The sequence below is a fragment of the Paraclostridium bifermentans genome, assembly GCF_964259345.1.
GTDB lineage: Bacteria > Bacillota > Clostridia > Peptostreptococcales > Peptostreptococcaceae > Paraclostridium > Paraclostridium bifermentans_B.
Genome location: NZ_CAXVJR010000002.1, coordinates 218,670 through 238,648, shown reverse-complemented (window position 1 = coordinate 238,648; position 19,979 = coordinate 218,670). Strand labels below are relative to the sequence as shown.

The following is a 19,979-nucleotide window of genomic DNA, read 5'->3' as shown; positions in this document are numbered from 1 at the left end:
GTTGTTTTTCTAAGATCTTATTCTTTCAACTATACTTTCTTTACTAATTATTTTATAAGCTATAAAAGGGACACTTATCATCAATATAGAAATCATAATTATACATATACTTACAGATAATGCATATATCTTAAAACTAAATCCTCCGTAAATAGGTACCACCATAGGAGCTATGAAAGACACTACTATTCCTAATGGAATTATTAGTATTATAGTTAGTAATATGTTATAAATTCCTTCAAATAGGATCATCTTTTTAATTTGATTTTTAGTCATTCCAATAGATTCTAGCATTGCAAATTCAACTTTTCTATCAAATATGCTACTAAATACTGTGTTTATTACGTTTATCGCTCCTATAAATCCTAATATAGCTCCTACTATACTTCCGATAGTCATAAATATAACTTTTAATTCACTTATTCCATCAATAAAGTAATTTTTAGAAACCATACCTAATGTGTTATTGCCTGAGTCTATTAAAATCGCACTTATTTTTCTATCCGCTTCACCTAAATCATCAGTGTCTTTTAATTCTATATTAATCTTACTTACATAATTTTTATAATCTTTAAATGTTTCCTTAAAAGTATTTTCTTCCATTGTTATAAACCCAAGGTCATTAGCACTCCATCCATTGTCATTGCCTGTTACTATTGCCATAATATTAAAGTCTTTTTTTATCTCATTTATAACTTTTCCATTTTTATCTCTTTGAACAAAGTTTAGAGTTATTTTATCTCCTGCTTTTAAAACATTAGCTTTTTCTAAAGGAGCATAGTATATTATTTCATTACCACTTTCAAACTTTCCTTTATCTATTTTTCCATCAATTAATTTAACTCTATCTATATTTTTATCTAAATCCCCTACGTTTAAAGATTTAACTTCTGTATTTATCATATCTTTGTCTACATAGCTAAATCCATTGTATCCTTTTTCATTTTTGTAGCTTTCAATTTCTTCTTTGAATTTTCCTTGTAATTTTATAGTAGCTCCAAAGCTATAAATTTTTCCATCAGCTTCATAACCTATAACACTGTATTGAGGCTTAACTTCTTTTACAAAATCTAAAGTTTCTATTTCTTGTATTAAGTTTTCAGTTATTGGTTGATACTCTTCTTCTCCATAAAAGTGACTTATATCATTACTAACAACCATATCATAAAGTAATTGATTATCCGCATGTTTTTCAGGATCTATTCCAAGAGTTGCTGTTACTGTAAATATTATTGTAAGTGCACTTAGAGTTATAGATAGTATTGATAAAAATACTTTCTTTTTATTTTTTAAAATATTACCCCAAGCCATTTTATGAATTTTAGCTCCCCCAACTCCTTTTTTACTATTCTTTTTTGAAGTTTTTAAATCGCTACTTACATATCTTGTAGCTTCTACTGGAGAAACTTTTCCTGCTACTTTCCCTGGTTTTCTACAACTTATATATACAGTTATTAATGAAAATATTGTTGCAATTAAAAATATATACATATCCATTGATACTATAGTTATATTTTTAAATATAGTCATAGACATTGCCAATGGTATTATATAACTTGCAACTAGGTATCCTAATATAAGTCCTATTGGTATTCCTATAATCGATAGAATTAATGCTTGTCTTAATATTAGTTTCTTTAGTTGTTTTGAGGTTGTTCCTATAGTTTTTAGTAACCCATAAAATTTTATATCTTTACTAACTGAGATATAAAATATGTTATATATTATTAAATATCCTGTAAATATAACTATTAATATACCTGTTACCACGGCTATAATTTGATTTGTAGCATTATCTACAGGTGCATTTTCATCTGAGTATTTCGGATGAACTTTCGCTTTAGTTGCACCTATTTCTTTTTTTATTTTATCTAATTCATTGTCTACATCTTTCTCTGTTGATTTGCTATCTATATTTTTTAGATTTAAAAAAGCAGTTTGACTTCCAGCTTCTTTTAATATGTTTTTGTTGTATTTATTTATAAAATCTTCACTTACAAATACTTTTGAGCTATCAGAACCTCTTCCTAATAAAGATTCATAATATCCACATAGTTTTAAGCTTTTAGTTTGAACTTTTCCATCTATCTCTATATCTAGGTTTATTTTTTCTCCTACTTTTTTATCAATTTTTAATACATCTAGCATCCATGTAGGAACTAGTACTTCATCTTCTGATTTTGGAAAAGTTCCTTCTATTGGTACTATAAACATCATGTCATAGGCTTTTTTGTTGGCATATTCAAGAGATACTCTTTCATTTAAAAGTTCTTTGTTTTTAATTCCTTGTATACTTGCCATTTTAGTAATTCCTATGTCTTTTATGTTATTCATTTTTTCAAGTTTTTTTATATTTTCATTGTTAATATTTATGTATCCATCTGCATTTATCCCATATGTACTTACTATGCTGTATAGTTTGTTGGTTTTGTAGAAGGTAATTCCTGCTGTTAGGGTTGTTGTTATTAATAATGTTGTTAGTGCTATTGCCATTACTGCAAATAGGTTTCTTAGTTTATTTGCTTTTAGTATTTTTTTACTTAGTTTATTTACGGAGGATGTGTTGTTGTTGTTTAGCATTATACATTCCCTCCTGGGTTTACGATTTTACCATCTTCTATTCTTATAACTCTGTCTGCAAGTTGAGCTAGTTCTTCACTGTGAGTTATCATTACTATTGTTTGATTAAATTTTTGGCTAGTTAGTTTTAGTAATCCCATTACTTCATGAGTTGTTTTGCTGTCTAGGTTTCCTGTTGGTTCATCTGCTAGTATTATTGATGGTTTTGTTGCTAGTGCCCTTGCTATTGCTACTCTTTGTTGTTGTCCTCCAGACAAGTTACTTGGTAGTGAGTTTATTTTTGATGTTAATGATAGTGTACTTATTATTTCGTCTATAAATTTTGTGTCTATTTTATTTCCGTCAAGTTCTATAGGTAGTACTATATTTTCGTATACGTTTAGTATTGGTACTAGGTTGTAGTTTTGGAATATGAATCCTACGTTTCTTCTTCTAAAGATTGTTAGTTCATCGTCTTTCATACAAAATATGTCTTTGTTGTCTACTATTACTTTTCCTTCTGTTGGTCTGTCTAACCCTCCTAATAAGTGTAGTAATGTACTTTTTCCACTTCCTGAAGTTCCTACTATTGCTATGAATTCTCCTTTGTTTATTTGTAGGTTTATGTTATCTACGGCTTTTACTAGGTTACTTCCTTTTCCATAGTGTTTTTTTAGGTTTGTTGCTTTTAGTGTAATCATTTATTTATTTCTCCTTTTTGTTTGTTATATTTATATGATAGTTTGTTTTGGGGGTAAAAGTCCTCACAGTGCTGTTATATTTAAACTATTTTTTATAACAATTTTGAGAGATTTGAGTAAGCTAATCTTTTTATTGTATATCTACGAGAATAGGTGTGAGTTATGAGGTTTGCTCCATACAAGCTAAAATGCTCGCTTGTAAATGTCGCTGCTCCTCATAACTCACACCTATCCTCTGATTACTTTTATTTAGTTCTTTACTGATTGTTTATAAAAAATTTATACTCTAGTTTTTGTTATTGAGATACTAAAACTCTATCGATTCATATAATTATATAAAAATGTAATATTTTAAAGTTATGAATTTTTAATTTTTAAATTTTTAAAAATAGGAGTTATCTACAATGAAGAAAAAAACTAAGAAAAGAGTTCAAATTGTAACTATCATAGTTTTTATATGGTTATTTATGTTTACAACTGATTTAGTTAGAGCTCGTAAAAACTTGTCTCCTATATTTAGTATATCTTTTGCAGATTATGATGTTAGTAGTGGGTATGTTGGGTATACTGGATTATTTTATAGGATTGAGAAAAATTTAATTGAAGTTGATGGAAGTGTTAAAAGAACGTATGAGTTGTTTCCATGGTTTATTGAGTAAGAGTTTATTTTTGTATAAGAAATGCCTTAAGATATATTGATTGATATATATTTTAAGGCATTTTTTATTCTTAGGATAATTTTGGTTAGCGAATAATTGTAACTAATTTAATAAATATATTGAAAATTTACTTCCTATTCCTTTTTTAGATGCTACTTTAATGTACCCTCCTTGGTTAGTTATTATTTCTCTAGCTAGATATAATCCCAGTCCAACCCCTTCCTCAGCTGATACTTCAGTGCTTCTATAAAACCTTTTAAATATGTTGTTTATTTCTTTTTCATCTATCCCTATTCCACTGTCTGTTATTTCTATTTTTGTAAATATTTCTAATTTCTCTACTAATATGTTTATATTTCCACCACTTGGGGTGTATTTCACTGCATTTTCAAGTATGTTAAATATAGCTTCACTAGTCCATTTGCTGTCACAGTTTATTTTTACTTTTTCATCACATGTTATATTTATATCTATGTTTTTATCTTCTGCTTTTAGATATACTCCACCTAATGCATTTGCTATTACTTCATTAATGCTTGTATTATTTTTATTCAAGTTTATGATTTTGTTTTCTAGTCTAGACATTTTTATTAAGCTTTTCACTAACCATTCTAGTTTTTCTACTTGAAATTTCATATTGTTTATACATAATGTTTGTTGTTCTTCATTCAAGCTTTTATTTGTTAGTGTTTCATTGTACATAGATATATTTGCTATTGGTGTTTTTATTTGGTGTGATATATCCGATATCAATGTTTTTATACTATCTTTTTCTTCTTTATATATTGTTTTTTCATTTTCTATTATTTCAAGCAATTGTTTTAGTTTATTTTCTATTTTAGAAGTAATAGTTTCTTCTGTTGTATTAAATTCTATATTTTCTTTGTTGTTTATTATATCATCTATAGTGTTTGATAATCTGTTTGAAAAACTCATTATATCTTTTCTTAGAATATAATAATATACAAAACTTAGTATTAATATTAGCGCTGAAAATATGATTATACCTATGTTTATAGTTTTTATGTTTTGTGTATTTTCTAGGTTTGTGTTTATAAATATTATAAAAATTATTGTTATTAGTATTATTATTCCTATGTATATTTTATTTATATGTTTCATGATTTTAACCTACAAATGTATATCCCATTTTAAATACCGTTTTTATGTATTTTGGTTTTGATGGGTTATCTTCTATTTTGCTTCTTAGTCTATTTATATTTACTGTTAGTGCATGTTCTTCTACAAATTCTTCGGTATCCCATACTGCATCTATTAATGCTTGTCTTGTTAAAACTTGTCCCTTTGATTGTACTAGTTTTTTTAGTAGTTTATATTCTGTTGGTGCTAGTGTTATGTTTTCTTGGTTTTTAGTTACTATCATATTTTCAAAGTCAAATTCAAATTCGTGAATCTTTAAGGTATTATTTGTGTTTCTGTTACATCTTCTAAGTATTGTTTCTATTTTTTGTTTTAGTATGTTTATACTAAATGGTTTTGTTATATAATCGTCTGCTCCTAGTTTTAATCCATTTATTATGTCTTCTTCCATGTCGCAAGCTGTTAGAAATATTACTGGTATATCTGATGTTTTTCTTATTTTACTACAAAAGTCTTGTCCGTTTCCATCTGGTAGATTTACGTCTAGAATTATCATATCTATGTTTTCATTTAATTTTTCATTAGCTTGTTTTAAGTTATAAGCTGATGTTATTTCGTAGTTGTCTATTTGTAAATTGAAGGCTATTCCGTCATTTAGCATTTTGTCGTCTTCTACTATCATTATATTTCTCATTTTGTATCCCCCATTTTTGTATATATATTTATTATATCAACTTAGTATATTATTACGTAAAAAAACTACGTTTTATATACGTAGTTTTTTATTTAAAACCTTTTCATATCAATTTGTCTTATAAATTTATTGTAAAATAATATTATGTGATTATCTAGTAATATTAAAAGCGTTCCATATATATATATAAGTATTTTAAATAATATTTCTATGTTTGTATTGCCACCTAATCCAATCAAGTTTATTATTTTTGTATCAGGTGTTGATAATATAAGAATCCCCAATAATATAGCTACACCGTTAGTTGCTATTTCAAATATATTAGGAGTCGGATTATATAAATCTTCAATTTTTATGTACATTAAATTAAATATAATTAAATATGCAATTATGCTAAAAAACCATATTGCACAAAAATATTTATTCCAGTCATACATATAAAAAAGAATAGTTGATACGATTGTAAAAATTACAGTTGTATGGTTGAAGCTTCTTATAATTTTACTATTATTTCTTACATATCCTTTTAAAAACATTAATATCTTTGAAATTATCAACGCAAGTGGAATTATTATAATTAATAAACTTCCTTGTTGCGAGGTTATATATTCATTCATCTTTAGTTTCTCCCCTATTTAATTAGCATATAATTTAAAAATAATTTTAGCCCCTGCTTTTTGTATTTTTAATTCATATATTAAAGTTTAAAATATTCCCCCCTTTATCTATTATTAAGTTTGCCGATATATAATTATAGACATATTTTATTTTTTAATTTTACTTTTCTGTATATTCTATATATTAACACACTTTTAGTTAGATTTAAATCTATTTTCAATTAATATTAATAGTCAATTGATATTTTAATTCTTATATTTCAAGCATACCATCAATCTCTAAATTCCAAGGCTCATTTATAGGTTCACAATAGATAAAATACTCAATTGAACTGTTAGTATCCCTCATCCCTACTTGAAATAATGTTGACTGATAATCAAACAATTGCATAATCATGTCCCACCATCTTTGGTCTAATGCAAGAGTTTTTAAAAAAAAATGTAGATCAAATAATCTACACTTTTTTATAATTATTTATTTTTATCTAGCCAATTCATTGCTGAATAAACATACATAGCAGTTCCATTTACTAATGCATCTTCGTTAAAAGTTGCTTTTGGATGGTGAACTTGATACTCATAACCTTCACTTGGAGAACCTGCTCCTAAAATTAATATAACTGCTGGAATTTTCTCTGATACAAATCCAAAATCCTCTGAACCTGGCAATCTACCTCCTGGCATAATATCTTCTAAATGAGCTACCATATCTTGGCCTACAAGTTCTTTTGCACTTTCTTTTATATTTTCTAAAAGTTCATTATCATTTATAACAGATGGACACCCTTGTATATATTTAAACTCAGCTTCTGCTCTAAATGCTTTTGATGTATATTCTGTTATCTCTTTCATTCGCTTTGGCACAAAGTCTCGCATATCTTTGCTAAAAGTTCTTATAGTTCCTTCCATTGTTGCTGTATCTGGTATTATATTTGAAGTTGTTCCCGCTTGAATTTTTCCTACTGTAAATACTGCTTCATCTTTTAATCCAAGTTCTCTACTATTTATTGTTTGTATTGCTGTGTGTATATGACACGCAACATTTATAGGGTCTATAGTGGTCTCAGGCATTGACCCATGCCCACCTTTTCCTTGGATGTGTATTTCAAATCTATCGGCTGCTGCTGATGCTACTCCTTCAGTTAAAAATACTACTGAACCAGTTTTAAAAGGTAATCCTGTAAATACATGTATCATCATTGCTGCATCTACTTTCGGATTTTCTAGCAGTCCATTTTCTATCATAAGTTTTGCTCCAGCTAGAGTTTCTTCACCTGGTTGAAACATTAACTTTACAGTACCTTGTATTTCGTCTTCTATTTCTTTTAGAATTTTAGCCGCTCCTAGCATCATTGCCGTGTGCATATCGTGTCCACATGCGTGCATGTTGTTGTTATTTGATTTGAATTCAAGATCTGTTTCTTCTTTTAGAGGAAGTGCATCCATATCTCCTCTTATCAAGAAGGTCTTTCCTGAGTTTTTGCCTCCTACTGTTGCTACTACTCCACAAGTACCACAATCTATTGGCTCGTAACCCATTTGTACTAGTTTTTCTTTTACATAAGCCACTGTTTTTGGTAAGTCGGTATGTAGTTCTGGATTTTGATGAAATTGTCTTCTATGATTTATTATTTCTTGTTTTAATTGATTTGATCTTTGCAGTATAAGTTCTTTTATATTCTCCATTTTTTTCCCCACCCTTTTAAATACTTTATTATAATTATATATTAATTTCTCTAAAAATTCTGTCTATAATTCTAACTATGTATTCAAAACTTTTTCCATTATAAATAATCTTTCTAATAAAAACTAAAAGGTCTGACTCTAACTTAATATAGAGCCAGACCTTTACTATAGAATTATATTAACATTCCTCTTAGATTCATAACTTCTTGAATTCTTTTTATAGATTTCATGTAAGTTGCAGTTCTCATATCAACAGAATATTGTTCCATTATATTCCATATTTCTTCAAATGCTGTTATCATTGTTTCCTTTTGCTTTAATTGAACTTTCTCAAAGCTCCAAATTACTCTTTCTATATTTTGAACCCACTCAAAATATGAAACTGTTACACCACCACTATTTGCAAGTATATCCGGTATAACTACAACATCTTTTTTATATAAAATCTCATCTGCTTCAGGAGTAGTTGGTCCATTTCCTCCTTCACAAATAATTTTAGCTTTTACATCATTAGCATTTTCTTTTGTAATCTGTTTTTCTAGGGCACAAGGGAAAAGTATATCAATATCCATTGTTATTATGCTTTCAGATACTTTTATAGCTCCTGGGAACCCTTTTATACATCTATTTTCTAGATTATATTTAATAAGTGCTTCTACATCTATACCATCTTTATTGTATATACACCCTGTATGATCTTCTACAGCTATAATTTTTGCTCCAGCCTCAGCCATATATTTAGCAGTGTAACTACCTACATTTCCAAACCCTTGTATACCTACAGTAGATTTGTTTAAATCCATATGTTTTTTCTTAGCCGCTTCTATAGCCATGTTAGCTACTCCGAATCCTGTGGCCTCTGTTCTTGCTAGTGAACCATAAAATTCTACTGGTTTTCCTGTGTATGTACCTGGTAAAAATTCACCCGTTACCTTCGTATGTTCATCTAACATCCAAACCATAATTTCTCCATTTGTATTAAGATCAGGAGCAGGAATATCTTCGTATTCACCAACTATAGGTGCTATAGATTTTGCAAAGCCTCTTGATATTCTTTCTAACTCTGACTTTGAATAGTCTCTAGGATCAATATTAATTCCACCTTTTCCTCCTCCATAAGGTAATCCTACTACACTACATTTGAATGTCATCCAAGTAGATAAAGCTTTAACCTCATCTAAGCATACTGCAGGATGAAATCTTAATCCTCCTTTAAAAGGACCGCAAGCATTATTATGTTGAGCTCTATATCCTGTAAATAGTTTTATACTTCCATCATCCATTCTTACTGGAAATGATACTTCTAAAACCCTCATCGGACTTTTTAAAACCTCATATACAGATGAATCTAGTTCTAACTTATCACATGCATTTTTAATTTGAGTTCTTGCTATTTCTAATAATCCAAAATTTTTACTTTCCATATTAAAGCCCCCTTGAAAATATTAGAAAACGTTTTCTAATTACATTTTATCACCTTATTCTACAAATTTCTAATTGTAATTATTAATGAATATAATTTAATTTTTTTATAGTTTAAGTATAGCTTAAACAGTTGATATATCTATGTTTAATAAAAAAATTCGCTTCGCTTGAGCCACTACGTGTGCGAACTACTTCATGTCGCCAACCACTTCGTCCGTTGCTCAAAAATGTCCTTTTTTACTTTCAACAAGATGTTCGTGTAACTATGCTCTATAAGTTATCAATAACTATTCGTTAAGCATAAATTCCTTAATCGTAAAAAAGACATGTATCTGATACATGTCTTTTTTATCCTTTATTTCTCTTTTATTTCTCTATTAGACTCAACTACATTATGTTTGTTAATCGGTTTAACATTAAAGTTTGATCTATATTCAGTTTCCGCCCAGAATATATTCTCTGCAACTAATGCCTCTGGATTTAATTTTACTCCATCTAAAATTATCTCTTTAAACTTATGATATCCAGCTCTATCAATTAAATGTCCACCATGTAAATACTGTGGTTTATAATCTAGAGCCCATGCAGAAAATTTTTGCCAATTCCCAAAAATTCCTAAAACAACATCTTCAGTTGCAAAGTTTATAAAAGTTTTTCCCATTCTCGGAGTTTGTTTACCTGTTCTTCCACCTATAACTATTCGATAAAACTTCTCAGGTTTTCTTGTCCACGCGCTTGTAGGACATGCTAACACGCATTCTCCACATCCAACACAACAGCATATATCTTTATCTACTAAATTTTTGTTATTTAAGCTTAAAACTCTTGTTGCATGATGTTCACAAGCTCTAACACAAGCCCCACATCCTATACATCTTTCAGGATGATATTCCATTCTAGCTTGACCTATAACTCCAAAATCTTGAAAATGACCTTTAGCACAATCATTTGGACATCCAGCTACAGACACTTTTATATGATAATTAGAAGGAAATACTATCTTCTCTATTTTATTAGCCATGTCTTTAGTATTAACATTTCCTTTTATACAATGAGTATTACCTATACAAGCCATTATGTTTCTAGCTCCTATTGTTGGATATCCATTCTCATTAATTTCCATATCACAATTACACTCATCAACTTCAATTTCTTTTAGATATTCTTTAATAAATTCATTAACTGCATTAATACTTTCATATTTTATTCCTGGTATATTAAAAGTTTGTCTCATTCCCATATGAAATGTGCCATTTCCCCATCTTTGAGCAATCTCTTGAACATCATTTAAATATTTAGCATTTACAGTTCCACCTGGAACACGCATTTGAAGCATAAATTCACCTGGAACTTTTGATTGACGAAAACAATTTAATCTAACTTTTTTTATATCTATATCATGGTTCATAGCTAACTCCTCCTAATCTAATAATGTTTTAGCCTTTGTATAGTTAAATACTGGTCCTTCAAGACATACATAAGTTTCATTTATTCTACAGTGTCCACATTTACCAACTGCACAAGACATTTTTCTTTCAAAAGAAACCCATATTTTTTCTTCAGGAACTCCAAGTTTTAAGAACTCTAAGGCTGTAAAATGCATCATTATTGGCGGCCCAACTATTATAACTTCATAGTTATCTTCAAATTTCTCTAAAGGTAATTTATTTAGATGAGCAGTTACAAGTCCTTTCTCCCATCCATCTTTTGTATCATTGTCTAAAGTATATATAGTATTAAACTTTTCACTCCATCTTTCTAAATCATTTTTAAAAAGTATTCCGTCTGAGTTTTTAAATCCAAATATAAGATTTACACTTTCAGTAAAGTTAGGTTCGCTATAGAACTTATTTATTAAGCTTCTTACTGGTGCAACTCCTGTACCTCCAGCTACTATTATTACATTCTTTCCTTTAAATTTCTCCACTGGCCATCCTTTGCCATATGCACCTCTAAGAGCTATTTTATCTCCAGGTCTTAACTTAAATATTTCATCTGTTACTTTTCCTACTGCTCTTATAGTAAATTCTAAATATCCATCGTCAAATCCGCTCACTGATATAGGTGCTTCTCCAACCTTAGGAAGGGATAATTGTAAAAACTGACCATGTTGAACAACTACATCACTTGCTATTCTAAATGTCCATTCTTTATCAGTTTCTTTAAATAGATCAATTATTTCGCATGATTTAGGTGTTAAAATATTTCCTCCCATTTACATATCCTCCTTTAGTTCTTTAATAGCTTTTGAAACTTTGTTTATAGTAGCTGTAATAGATATATTTTCTGGACATCGATCTGTACATCTTCCACATCCTACACACATATGTTCATCTCCAAATTGTGCTTTGTAATCATGTATTTTATGCATCACTTTATATCTCATTTTGTCTCCAGCTGTTTTTCTAAATACATGGCCCCCTGCCATTTCATCAAATCCATCTATATGACAAGATGCTTGAATTCTTTTTCTTTCACCAATATTACCAGCTGAATCATGAACTATATCTATTGTTGTAAAGCAGGTACATGTACTACAGGCTATAGTACAACTTCCACATTCAATACATCTTTTATTGTACTCTTCCCACATCTTATGAGTTTTTAATCTATTTAAAATTTCAATATTATCTATTTGAGGAATTTCTACTTTTGTTTTATTTTCTTTAATAAATTGAAGTTCAAATTCACTTTTATTCTTATCTCTAAAGTATTTTGTAAAAGACTCATCTTTAACATTAAATAATAAGTTATCCTCATTAAATCTTACTGCTAAGCTATAATCATCTGTTATGTTACTGTTCATTGATACACAAAAACAAGTATCCCATCCCTCAGTACACTCCATGCATATAAACTTAACTTTTTCTCTTACTCTTTTATAGAAAACATCTTCAAGGTTTCCATTTTTAAGATATATTTTATCTTGTCTTCTTTGAGCATTTATATCACAAGGTCTTGCGAAAATAAGTATCTTTTTTTGACTTTTCATATCACTTTCTCTAAAATCATTTTCTATAAAATAATATAAAGTTTGAGATATAGGAGTAATTACCTCCTTCGCAGGATAAGTTGATTTTTCTTGAAATACAATTTCTTCTACTGAGTTTATTTCATCATACTTGATTATATCTGTGTCTGAGTATCTTCCCTGCTTCTTGAATCTTTTAGGAGCATAAATTATGTACTCTTTTTTTAGTTCATTAAATAAGTCATTAACTTCTTGTAATTTTAATTTGTAGCTCATATTAGTTTCCTCCAAGTATTAAAATAATTTATGATTAAAAACCCCATAAATTTTTGTATACTTCTCCTGAGTTTTTATTGATAAATAATTATCACTTTGAAATATACTTCAGGATTAGAAAGCGCTTTCTATATAATTATATTATCATCAATTCATAAAAATTTGAAATTGTAATTATCAATACTTACAATTTAAATTTTTAATAATAAATAAAAGAAAAGCTACTAACAATAACGACTATTGTTAGTAGCTTTTAATATTTGCTTTACCCTCGAGGATTTATTAATAAGTTCCAAGGTTTGCAAAATGATAGTATAGGTATTCACTGAGATTATTTGTATGATACAATTAATCAATTTTTATTTTATATTAATTGGTAAATATTTTCAATTTGTATAATAATTTTTTAAATATATTGTATAAAGTAAAAATACATTTAAAATCTATTAAATTAGATTCTAAATGTATTTTTACTACTTCCTAAATGAAGTTATTATTTTTTATCCTTTTGATACAGTGTATATACATTGTATATACTTAGTAAAATAGAAAATATTATTACAATCCCTTTTGCGATACTCATTTGGTCACCTCTATAAAATACATTTTACCCTCTATACGCAACAACAATTAATAATATAATTGATCCGCCTATATAAGTTAATACTATCAATTCATAATGACAAACATTCTTTATATTTTTATTTATTATCCAATATATTCCTGATAAAATACTATACGTTAAAAATATACCCATAACTGTCATTGGAATTTTATAGCAATTTACTTTAAATACTTTTTAATATTATAATTCACTCCATTAAGTTTTTGATTTTTCTATTGATGTCTTGCAGAGTAATAACACTGTTATTATCTTAACATTTAGTATTGTAAAAATGTATAAACTGGACTATCATAGGCTTATTTGGGATTAAAATGTATAAATGCCCTCAGAATTTAATTCCAAGGGCATTTATTATAATTTATAATAATTTTTCAAAAGCTATTCTTTTACTATCATCTTCTAAGTATATAACTCCACAGTACTTGAAATCATTTTTTTCAAGTAATCTTTGCATTGATGTATTATCTTCATGTGTATCAACTTTTATACTATGTATTCCTTTATCTAAACAATTCTTCTCTACATATTTAATAATTTGTGATGATAATCCCTTCCCTTTATGAGTATTGTCTACTGCTACTCTATGTATAGTTGCATACTTATCATTGCTTAACCATTTACCTTGTATTGAAGTATATGTTGGTTCCCCGTTAAACGTAAGCATTGTAGTTGCAACAATTTCTCCATCTTTTTCTAAAACATAACTTTCATCATTTTTAATATCATTTTCTATAGTTTCCTCGTTTGGGTAACCATTTTGCCATTGATCAACACCTTGTGATTTAAAATAGTCTTGTGCTTGTTTTATAATTTTCATTACGTTATTTACATCTGATTTTATTGTTTTTCTAAATTCCATTTTAGCTTTACTCCTTTTGAATACGTTTCTTTATAAAATTTTATCAGAATTTTTTTATTTTTTCTACATTTTTATCTCTTTCTATTTCTTTAGCTATCTTTGATTTAGAAAACTTAATAAACAATTCTATCGTAAATTCCACCTACAATAATCACAATGTAGGGAATGAATATTCCTATAGCTAACATATATTTATTTTCCATAGTTTTTGATTGAAGTAATATTTTTTCTTTAAATTTAGGAAATAGTTTGTTAAATGCCATAAATACTAAATAACCTAAAACTACTCCTGAAGTGTTAAGTATTAAATCGTCTATATCACTTGCTCTGCTTAAAAATAGTTGTGTTATTTCTATAAGTAATGATATAGAAAAACCTAATGCTAAGGTATTTTTGAAACTTTTTAAGTTATTCCATAATAAAGGTGTTAAAAATCCAATTGGCATAAACATAATTATGTTTCCAAGTATGTTTATAATTGTATGAAATGTTAATCCTCCTTGAACCATGCCTGTTATTGTAGATAATGGAATAACTGATATTTCATTTATTCTTATTTCTGTGTGAAATCCACTTATCGGTGATATTCCTGTTAGTGAATATATAATTACAATAGTTGTTGTAAATAATATAATTCCTATATTGTATAAGGAAACTACCTTTTCATTTCTTTTTTTAGTATTAGTAAATATTATAGCTATAATTATAGCTAAACTTATTATTATATCTCTTCCTAATATTTGCATGATATCCCCCTGTTAATAAAATTTACTTAAACAATTTATTATTGTACTTTTTTGATTAATATCCTTCTTTTTTAATGTTAATTTTATTGTTTAAAACTTTAAATATCAAAAAAACTTAAAACCAATTCAATTTGATTTTAAGTCCTTTTATTTTAAATTACTATCTATGTTTTAAATATACGAAGTGTTTTTCTATTTTATCTTTATTTTGAATAGTTGCTATATATTCGTTGTAGTGAGCATTGTGTGGTTTTATGTATTTTAAATCTATTACATATTCATTATCTTCTAGTTGTAATAGTTCTATGTCTTTTAAGAATTTTCGATTTACTAACTTCATTAATTCTTCCAAACTTCCCCCTCCTATAACTTGTTTTAATATAAGTATAGCAGTTTGATTAAGTATTTTAGTGTGAAATATATTTAATTACTTTATCTAGTAATTGAGGTTGAATTTCTGGGTAAGTTAATTGACTTGGTAATTTATCAAAGAGTCTGATTTCTTCAATTTCAAGATTTGGTAAATCTCCTAGTTCGGTTACTTGTGCAAAGTATAATCCCCCAAATGTAGATACCGGGTGTTTAGTTGTGTCCTTATCCTCTTTTGTAACTGAGTAAATACAAATAGGTACAAGTTTAAATTCTTTTGCTCCTGTTTCCTCTTGTAGTTCTCTTTCTGCTGTAATATCTATCGCTTCCCCTTTTTCTCTATGTCCACCTGGAATTTCCCAGGTATCTCTATCTTTATGCTTTGCTAAAATCCATTTATTTTGAAATCTTGAAACTATTACAGCAAATAGTAAATCCCTATCGTCTACTTCATTCCATTTAAAGAAATCTATATTAATCATATGTTATTTTTAGTGAGGTATCTTATTAATAAGGAGCTAACTCTCACTAAATCCCCCTTTCTTACTATACGGTTTTGTAAGTCTACTAAGTAATTGCTTTTCAATATTAAAATTTATTTAGATTTGAATTGTAATATAAATTATTTCTTTTCCTTATGTGCAGTAATGATTGTGTAACTATACCCATTTACAGTTATAATAAATTTATCCACATTAACATACCAGTTTTTACCCTTTCTTGTCATAGTAGCATGAGGTAATTTTATTTTGTTTTTACACCAGTCAACCACATTCTCTGCATCTAAAAATAGGTTTTTCTTAATTCTAATAACCCCTAATTCTGTTGTATGTAACTTATCTAAATTTATCTATATTAACACTATTAATTATGATGTATCTTCACTTAAATATTATCTCTTATAAACTTGCATGGATTTCCATAAGCTATTTTATTTGATGGTATATCCTTTGTAACTACACTACCTGCTCCAATTACAACATTGTCTCCTATAGTTACTCCAGGCATAAGTATTGCTCCACCCCCAATCCAAACATTATCACCAACAATAACAGGAGCTGTTTGGGTCTTACAAAATTCAAATGAACCATCTTCTTTCATTTCACCAAATCTATCTTTTGAATTTGTTGGGTGAAATGCTGTATATATTTGAACATTAGGTGCAATAAGAGCATTATCTCCTATTACAATTTTATTATCATCTAAAAAAGTACAATTCATATTTACTTCGCAGTTATTACCAAAGTAAATATTATTGCCATAATCCACATAAAAAGGAGCTGTAATCCATAGGTTTTCTCCACGTCCACCTAATAATTCATTTAAAATCTTATCCTTTTTATTTAAATCTTGTGAATCTATTTGATTAAAATCTCTAATTAAATTTTTTGCTTTATGCCATTGATTTAGTAATTCACTATCACCACAATCATAAAGTTCTCCTGCTAGCATCTTTTCTCTTTCCGTCATATAATCCCCCCCTAAGTTTCTGTTTAAGTCTATTGTATAATATTTACCAATTTAATTCTATTAAGAAAAGCTTAGTTTGTCTAAATCTTCAATCAAATCAAAAAACTTCTTGAAATTTATTTTCTAAATTCCAAGAAGTTTAATTTTCTCTTAACAAAATATATAATTATATCAAAGTCCATGTTGTTCCATTTCTAGAATCTTCAATCTTTACTCCTTCTTCTAAAAGCAAATCTCTAATTTCATCAGACTTTTGCCACTCTTTGTTCTTTCTATGTTCATTACGTTGTTTAATTAAAGCCTCTATATAATTTATCTTTTCATCAGAAAGAATTTCAGAATCAGACACTAATAAATTTAATGAAAATACTGTATCGAAATCTTCTATTAAAACTTTCTTTTCTAAATTATTTAAAGCATCATCTTTTATCACATCAAACAATACGGTAAAGGCATTTGATAAATTTAAATCATTATTTATATGTTGTTTAAATTTATCCTTATATAAAGTAACTTTGTTTGTATCAACTATTAAATCACTATCAATATTGTTTAATATATTAGATATTTTACTCTTTAAACTATCTAAAGCTTTACCTGCATCTTTTAATCTATCGTAACTAAATGCTAGAGGTTTTCTATATTTTGATTGAAGTACATAGTACCTATATACTAAAGGATCAAATCCATCTTTTATTAACTTATTTAGCGTTAAGAATTCACCACTTGATTTAGACATCTTTCCATTATCCACAACTAAGAATTCACCATGCATCCAGTAATTTACCCATTTATGACCTATAGCTCCTTCAGACTGTGCTATCTCATTTGTATGATGAACAGGGATATGGTCTATTCCTCCACAGTGAATGTCTAAACTGTCACCTAAGTACTCCATAGCCATAGCAGAACACTCTATATGCCACCCAGGGAAACCTACTCCCCAAGGAGAATCCCATTTTAATATATGGTCTTCGTATTTAGAATTTCCAAACCATAGCACAAAATCTAGAGGGTTTTTCTTGAATTTATCTACTTCAATTCTACTTCCTGCTTGAAGCTCTTCCATGCTTAAGTTAGCTAGTTTGTAGTAGTCTTTGAATTTATCTATAGAAAAATAAACGTTGTTGTTTGCAATATATGTGTATCCATTTTCCTCTAATTTTTTTATAGTTTTTATCATGCTGTCTACATGCTCTGTTGCTCTTGGCATTTTGTTTGGAAGTTTAATATTTAGCTTTTCTAGGTCTGAAACAAAAGCATCTTCGTAAAATCTTGCTATTTCTAGAACATCTTTATTTTCACGTATTGCACCTAGCTTCATTTTATCTTCCCCATCATCGGCATCTGATTGTAAATGACCTACGTCTGTTATGTTCATAACGTGATTAACTTCATAGTTATTGTATTCTAGTACTTTTTTTAAGATATCTTCAAATATATAAGTTCTTAAGTTTCCTATGTGTGCAAAGTTGTATACTGTTGGTCCACAAGTATATAGCTTAACCTTATTTTCTTCTATAGATATAAATTCTTGTTCAGTATTTGATAAAGTATTGTAAAATTTTAAATTCATAAAAAATCCTCCTTATTGTTTATGGGTATTAAAAAAGCTACAGAAAAAGAGTGTAGTTTTCCTTGTATAAAAAGAAAAACTACAGACTTGCCTGTAGCTTAATTTCATATATTTACAATTTATTATAATAATTATACGATATTAAAATGGGCATAAGTCTGTTGTTAATTTTAAATTTTTATTAGTTTTAAAACAACAACAGCAACAGTACATCATATTAATATCCTCCATTTATAATTATTTACTATATATAGTATGATAGTTTGAGCAAAAGGTCAACTAAATATTCAAAAAATTCATCCTACTTAATTTTTTGTTTACAATATTTACAGATAGTTGCTTCTTTTCTTACTGGCTCTGCACAATAAGGACATTTAACAGTATTCTTTGCTTTATACATTATTACTCCACAACATACAATTGCAACAGGTATAGCTAAGATTAGCCCTAAAAGCATTCCACATATTATACATACTATTAAGCATGTTGCACCTAAATCTTTTCTTTCTTTGGATTTTCCTAGGAAATAAGGAATAAGTCCGACTAAAGCTCCTGCTGCACCTCCAGCCATTAATCCTGTAAACATTCCACTCAATAATTCTCCCATAGTCTCACCCCTATAAATTAATATGTCATTAAAATTATTTTATTATAACTTTTTCATTAATATGTATCTTATCATTCCACCATACTTTTCTTTTTCTTTAATTATACTATATCCTAAACCTTCAAACGTTCTAATACTATAGGGGTTATTTGGAGATATTGTAGTACATAATATGTGGTATCCTTCTGATTTACTAATTTCCTCTAATTTATTACATATTATTTTTTGAAGAGAATTTCCTCTAAATTCCTCTAATACAGCAACAGAATCAATTTGACCAACTTTTAACAATTCTTTTCCTCTTATTCCTAAATCAAATCCATAATTGTCTTCACTTTCTCCGTATCTAGCATATACTCCCATAGCAATTAATATATTTTCATCAGTAAATACTCCTATAAGAGTATCTTTATTTTTAAAATAGTTTTCAAATTCTACTCTTTTAGTTTCACAGTATATACATTTATCATCTATACCTTTGATTATTTTACTTTGAAATTCTAAAATATCTTCAATATCATTAATTTCTAGCTTTTTAATAAATCCCCTGTATATTTTCCCATTCTTATTTTTTAATATCATCTCTTCTCTCATTTTCCCCCCAATAATTTTAATTACTACGATTCTCTTATTTCACTTAAGGAAAACATCCTCCAGTGCATCTTTAATATTTCCTCTACTAATCTAGTATCTTTTTTCTTAAAAGCTTCTACTAAATTTACATGTTGCTTATTGCTAAAAGCTAACATTTCAAAAAGATCATCTTGATTTTCGCTAATATAAGACTTAGGCATAAAGTTATATACTAGGCTATTTATCATTGTTAGTAGCACTTGGTTATCGCATTTATTTCGATAAATATTATGAAATTCATTACTTATACTTAAGTAATTTTCATAGTTTTTATATTTTATAGCTATTCCCATCATCTCTGATAATTCTTCCATTTTTCTTATTTCATCTGATGTTAAATCCTCTATAACTAATGTTCCTGCCAAAGAATCCAATGCTCCAATAACTGCATAAGTATCAAGTTTT

The 19,979-nt window shown here is 27.9% G+C and carries 22 protein-coding genes; 1 reads left to right on the top strand and 21 read right to left on the bottom strand.

What is annotated here, in order from left to right; translation table 11 throughout:
• Window positions 1-9: 9 nt before the first annotated feature.
• A complete protein-coding gene (locus ACEXNK_RS05210; protein ID WP_373599161.1) occupies window positions 10-2,580 on the bottom strand; it encodes an ABC transporter permease in 2,571 nt (856 codons plus the stop codon).
• Window positions 2,580-3,260: an ABC transporter ATP-binding protein gene (locus ACEXNK_RS05205; protein WP_373599162.1), complete on the bottom strand. Its 681-nt coding sequence runs from the start codon at window positions 3,258-3,260 to the stop codon at window positions 2,580-2,582. The genes ACEXNK_RS05210 and ACEXNK_RS05205 overlap by 1 nt, the downstream gene beginning before the upstream one ends.
• Before the next feature lie 404 nt (window positions 3,261-3,664).
• On the opposite strand from ACEXNK_RS05205, the gene ACEXNK_RS05200 reads away from it, so the two are divergent.
• The gene (locus tag ACEXNK_RS05200) at window positions 3,665-3,919 is read left to right on the top strand and encodes a hypothetical protein (RefSeq protein WP_373599163.1); all 255 of its coding nucleotides are present in this window, start codon (window positions 3,665-3,667) and stop codon (window positions 3,917-3,919) included.
• Window positions 3,920-4,021: 102 nt separating this feature from the next.
• Here the strand turns inward: ACEXNK_RS05200 and ACEXNK_RS05195 are convergent, their stop codons facing one another.
• The 19 genes from ACEXNK_RS05195 to ACEXNK_RS05105 all read right to left on the bottom strand — a co-directional run bounded on the left by ACEXNK_RS05195 (window position 4,022) and on the right by ACEXNK_RS05105 (window position 19,939).
• Window positions 4,022-5,041: a sensor histidine kinase gene (locus tag ACEXNK_RS05195; protein ID WP_373599164.1), complete on the bottom strand. Its 1,020-nt coding sequence runs from the start codon at window positions 5,039-5,041 to the stop codon at window positions 4,022-4,024.
• A 4-nt stretch (window positions 5,042-5,045) separates the two neighbouring features.
• Window positions 5,046-5,714 (bottom strand): response regulator transcription factor, encoded by a 669-nt coding sequence (locus tag ACEXNK_RS05190; RefSeq protein WP_373599165.1) that lies wholly within the window; start codon window positions 5,712-5,714, stop codon window positions 5,046-5,048.
• Between the two features lie 92 nt (window positions 5,715-5,806).
• On the bottom strand, window positions 5,807-6,331 hold the full coding sequence (locus ACEXNK_RS05185; protein WP_373599166.1) for a hypothetical protein: 525 nt from the start codon (window positions 6,329-6,331) through the stop codon (window positions 5,807-5,809).
• 253 nt (window positions 6,332-6,584) lie between these two features.
• Window positions 6,585-6,722 (bottom strand): hypothetical protein, encoded by a 138-nt coding sequence (locus ACEXNK_RS05180; RefSeq protein WP_373599167.1) that lies wholly within the window; start codon window positions 6,720-6,722, stop codon window positions 6,585-6,587.
• An 80-nt stretch (window positions 6,723-6,802) separates the two neighbouring features.
• Entirely contained in the window at window positions 6,803-8,017 is a 1,215-nt protein-coding gene (locus tag ACEXNK_RS05175) for a M20 metallopeptidase family protein (RefSeq protein ID WP_373599168.1), read from the bottom strand.
• 173 nt (window positions 8,018-8,190) lie between these two features.
• Window positions 8,191-9,441, bottom strand: coding sequence for a Glu/Leu/Phe/Val family dehydrogenase (locus ACEXNK_RS05170; protein ID WP_373599169.1), 1,251 nt, complete (start codon window positions 9,439-9,441; stop codon window positions 8,191-8,193).
• 356 nt (window positions 9,442-9,797) lie between these two features.
• Window positions 9,798-10,850: a sulfite reductase subunit C gene (gene asrC / locus ACEXNK_RS05165; protein ID WP_373599170.1), complete on the bottom strand. Its 1,053-nt coding sequence runs from the start codon at window positions 10,848-10,850 to the stop codon at window positions 9,798-9,800.
• A 12-nt stretch (window positions 10,851-10,862) separates the two neighbouring features.
• Complete coding sequence (gene asrB, locus ACEXNK_RS05160; RefSeq protein ID WP_373599171.1) at window positions 10,863-11,657, bottom strand: anaerobic sulfite reductase subunit AsrB; 795 nt, start codon at window positions 11,655-11,657, stop codon at window positions 10,863-10,865.
• The gene (gene asrA, locus ACEXNK_RS05155; RefSeq protein WP_373599172.1) at window positions 11,658-12,689 is read right to left on the bottom strand and encodes an anaerobic sulfite reductase subunit AsrA; all 1,032 of its coding nucleotides are present in this window, start codon (window positions 12,687-12,689) and stop codon (window positions 11,658-11,660) included.
• Between the two features lie 983 nt (window positions 12,690-13,672).
• Window positions 13,673-14,173 (bottom strand): GNAT family N-acetyltransferase, encoded by a 501-nt coding sequence (locus ACEXNK_RS05150; protein WP_373599174.1) that lies wholly within the window; start codon window positions 14,171-14,173, stop codon window positions 13,673-13,675.
• Window positions 14,174-14,286: 113 nt separating this feature from the next.
• The gene (locus ACEXNK_RS05145; RefSeq protein WP_373599175.1) at window positions 14,287-14,919 is read right to left on the bottom strand and encodes a VanZ family protein; all 633 of its coding nucleotides are present in this window, start codon (window positions 14,917-14,919) and stop codon (window positions 14,287-14,289) included.
• 160 nt (window positions 14,920-15,079) lie between these two features.
• A complete protein-coding gene (locus tag ACEXNK_RS05140) occupies window positions 15,080-15,271 on the bottom strand; it encodes a hypothetical protein (protein ID WP_373599176.1) in 192 nt (63 codons plus the stop codon).
• 55 nt (window positions 15,272-15,326) lie between these two features.
• The gene (locus ACEXNK_RS05135; protein ID WP_373599177.1) at window positions 15,327-15,770 is read right to left on the bottom strand and encodes an NUDIX hydrolase; all 444 of its coding nucleotides are present in this window, start codon (window positions 15,768-15,770) and stop codon (window positions 15,327-15,329) included.
• 140 nt (window positions 15,771-15,910) lie between these two features.
• Window positions 15,911-16,138, bottom strand: a complete 228-nt coding sequence (locus ACEXNK_RS05130) for a DUF3781 domain-containing protein (protein ID WP_373599294.1) — start codon at window positions 16,136-16,138, stop codon at window positions 15,911-15,913.
• A gap of 35 nt (window positions 16,139-16,173) precedes the next feature.
• Window positions 16,174-16,758 carry a sugar O-acetyltransferase gene (locus ACEXNK_RS05125; protein WP_373599178.1) on the bottom strand — a complete coding sequence of 195 codons (585 nt, stop codon included), beginning with the start codon at window positions 16,756-16,758 and terminating at the stop codon, window positions 16,174-16,176.
• 166 nt (window positions 16,759-16,924) lie between these two features.
• Window positions 16,925-18,334 carry a cysteine--tRNA ligase gene (cysS, locus tag ACEXNK_RS05120; protein WP_373599179.1) on the bottom strand — a complete coding sequence of 470 codons (1,410 nt, stop codon included), beginning with the start codon at window positions 18,332-18,334 and terminating at the stop codon, window positions 16,925-16,927.
• Between the two features lie 301 nt (window positions 18,335-18,635).
• Entirely contained in the window at window positions 18,636-18,941 is a 306-nt protein-coding gene (locus tag ACEXNK_RS05115) for a zinc ribbon domain-containing protein (RefSeq protein ID WP_373599180.1), read from the bottom strand.
• A 42-nt stretch (window positions 18,942-18,983) separates the two neighbouring features.
• Window positions 18,984-19,535, bottom strand: a complete 552-nt coding sequence (locus tag ACEXNK_RS05110) for a GNAT family N-acetyltransferase (protein WP_373599181.1) — start codon at window positions 19,533-19,535, stop codon at window positions 18,984-18,986.
• Window positions 19,536-19,558: 23 nt separating this feature from the next.
• Window positions 19,559-19,939: an FCD domain-containing protein gene (locus tag ACEXNK_RS05105; RefSeq protein ID WP_373601559.1), complete on the bottom strand. Its 381-nt coding sequence runs from the start codon at window positions 19,937-19,939 to the stop codon at window positions 19,559-19,561.
• Between the last annotated feature and the right edge of the window lie 40 nt (window positions 19,940-19,979).

Excerpts from the sequence above, each read along its gene's own strand:
- ACEXNK_RS05210 (WP_373599161.1), bottom strand. The coding sequence starts at position 2,580 with ATGCTAAACAACAACAACACATCCTCCGTAAATAAACTAAGTAAAAAA.
- ACEXNK_RS05205 (WP_373599162.1), bottom strand. The coding sequence starts at position 3,260 with ATGATTACACTAAAAGCAACAAACCTAAAAAAACACTATGGAAAAGGA.
- ACEXNK_RS05200 (WP_373599163.1), top strand. The coding sequence starts at position 3,665 with ATGAAGAAAAAAACTAAGAAAAGAGTTCAAATTGTAACTATCATAGTT.
- ACEXNK_RS05195 (WP_373599164.1), bottom strand. The coding sequence starts at position 5,041 with ATGAAACATATAAATAAAATATACATAGGAATAATAATACTAATAACA.
- ACEXNK_RS05190 (WP_373599165.1), bottom strand. The coding sequence starts at position 5,714 with ATGAGAAATATAATGATAGTAGAAGACGACAAAATGCTAAATGACGGA.
- ACEXNK_RS05185 (WP_373599166.1), bottom strand. The coding sequence starts at position 6,331 with ATGAATGAATATATAACCTCGCAACAAGGAAGTTTATTAATTATAATA.
- ACEXNK_RS05180 (WP_373599167.1), bottom strand. The coding sequence starts at position 6,722 with ATGCAATTGTTTGATTATCAGTCAACATTATTTCAAGTAGGGATGAGG.
- ACEXNK_RS05175 (WP_373599168.1), bottom strand. The coding sequence starts at position 8,017 with ATGGAGAATATAAAAGAACTTATACTGCAAAGATCAAATCAATTAAAA.
- ACEXNK_RS05170 (WP_373599169.1), bottom strand. The coding sequence starts at position 9,441 with ATGGAAAGTAAAAATTTTGGATTATTAGAAATAGCAAGAACTCAAATT.
- asrC (WP_373599170.1), bottom strand. The coding sequence starts at position 10,850 with ATGAACCATGATATAGATATAAAAAAAGTTAGATTAAATTGTTTTCGT.
- asrB (WP_373599171.1), bottom strand. The coding sequence starts at position 11,657 with ATGGGAGGAAATATTTTAACACCTAAATCATGCGAAATAATTGATCTA.
- asrA (WP_373599172.1), bottom strand. The coding sequence starts at position 12,689 with ATGAGCTACAAATTAAAATTACAAGAAGTTAATGACTTATTTAATGAA.
- ACEXNK_RS05150 (WP_373599174.1), bottom strand. The coding sequence starts at position 14,173 with ATGGAATTTAGAAAAACAATAAAATCAGATGTAAATAACGTAATGAAA.
- ACEXNK_RS05145 (WP_373599175.1), bottom strand. The coding sequence starts at position 14,919 with ATGCAAATATTAGGAAGAGATATAATAATAAGTTTAGCTATAATTATA.
- ACEXNK_RS05135 (WP_373599177.1), bottom strand. The coding sequence starts at position 15,770 with ATGATTAATATAGATTTCTTTAAATGGAATGAAGTAGACGATAGGGAT.
- ACEXNK_RS05125 (WP_373599178.1), bottom strand. The coding sequence starts at position 16,758 with ATGACGGAAAGAGAAAAGATGCTAGCAGGAGAACTTTATGATTGTGGT.
- cysS (WP_373599179.1), bottom strand. The coding sequence starts at position 18,334 with ATGAATTTAAAATTTTACAATACTTTATCAAATACTGAACAAGAATTT.
- ACEXNK_RS05115 (WP_373599180.1), bottom strand. The coding sequence starts at position 18,941 with ATGGGAGAATTATTGAGTGGAATGTTTACAGGATTAATGGCTGGAGGT.
- ACEXNK_RS05110 (WP_373599181.1), bottom strand. The coding sequence starts at position 19,535 with ATGAGAGAAGAGATGATATTAAAAAATAAGAATGGGAAAATATACAGG.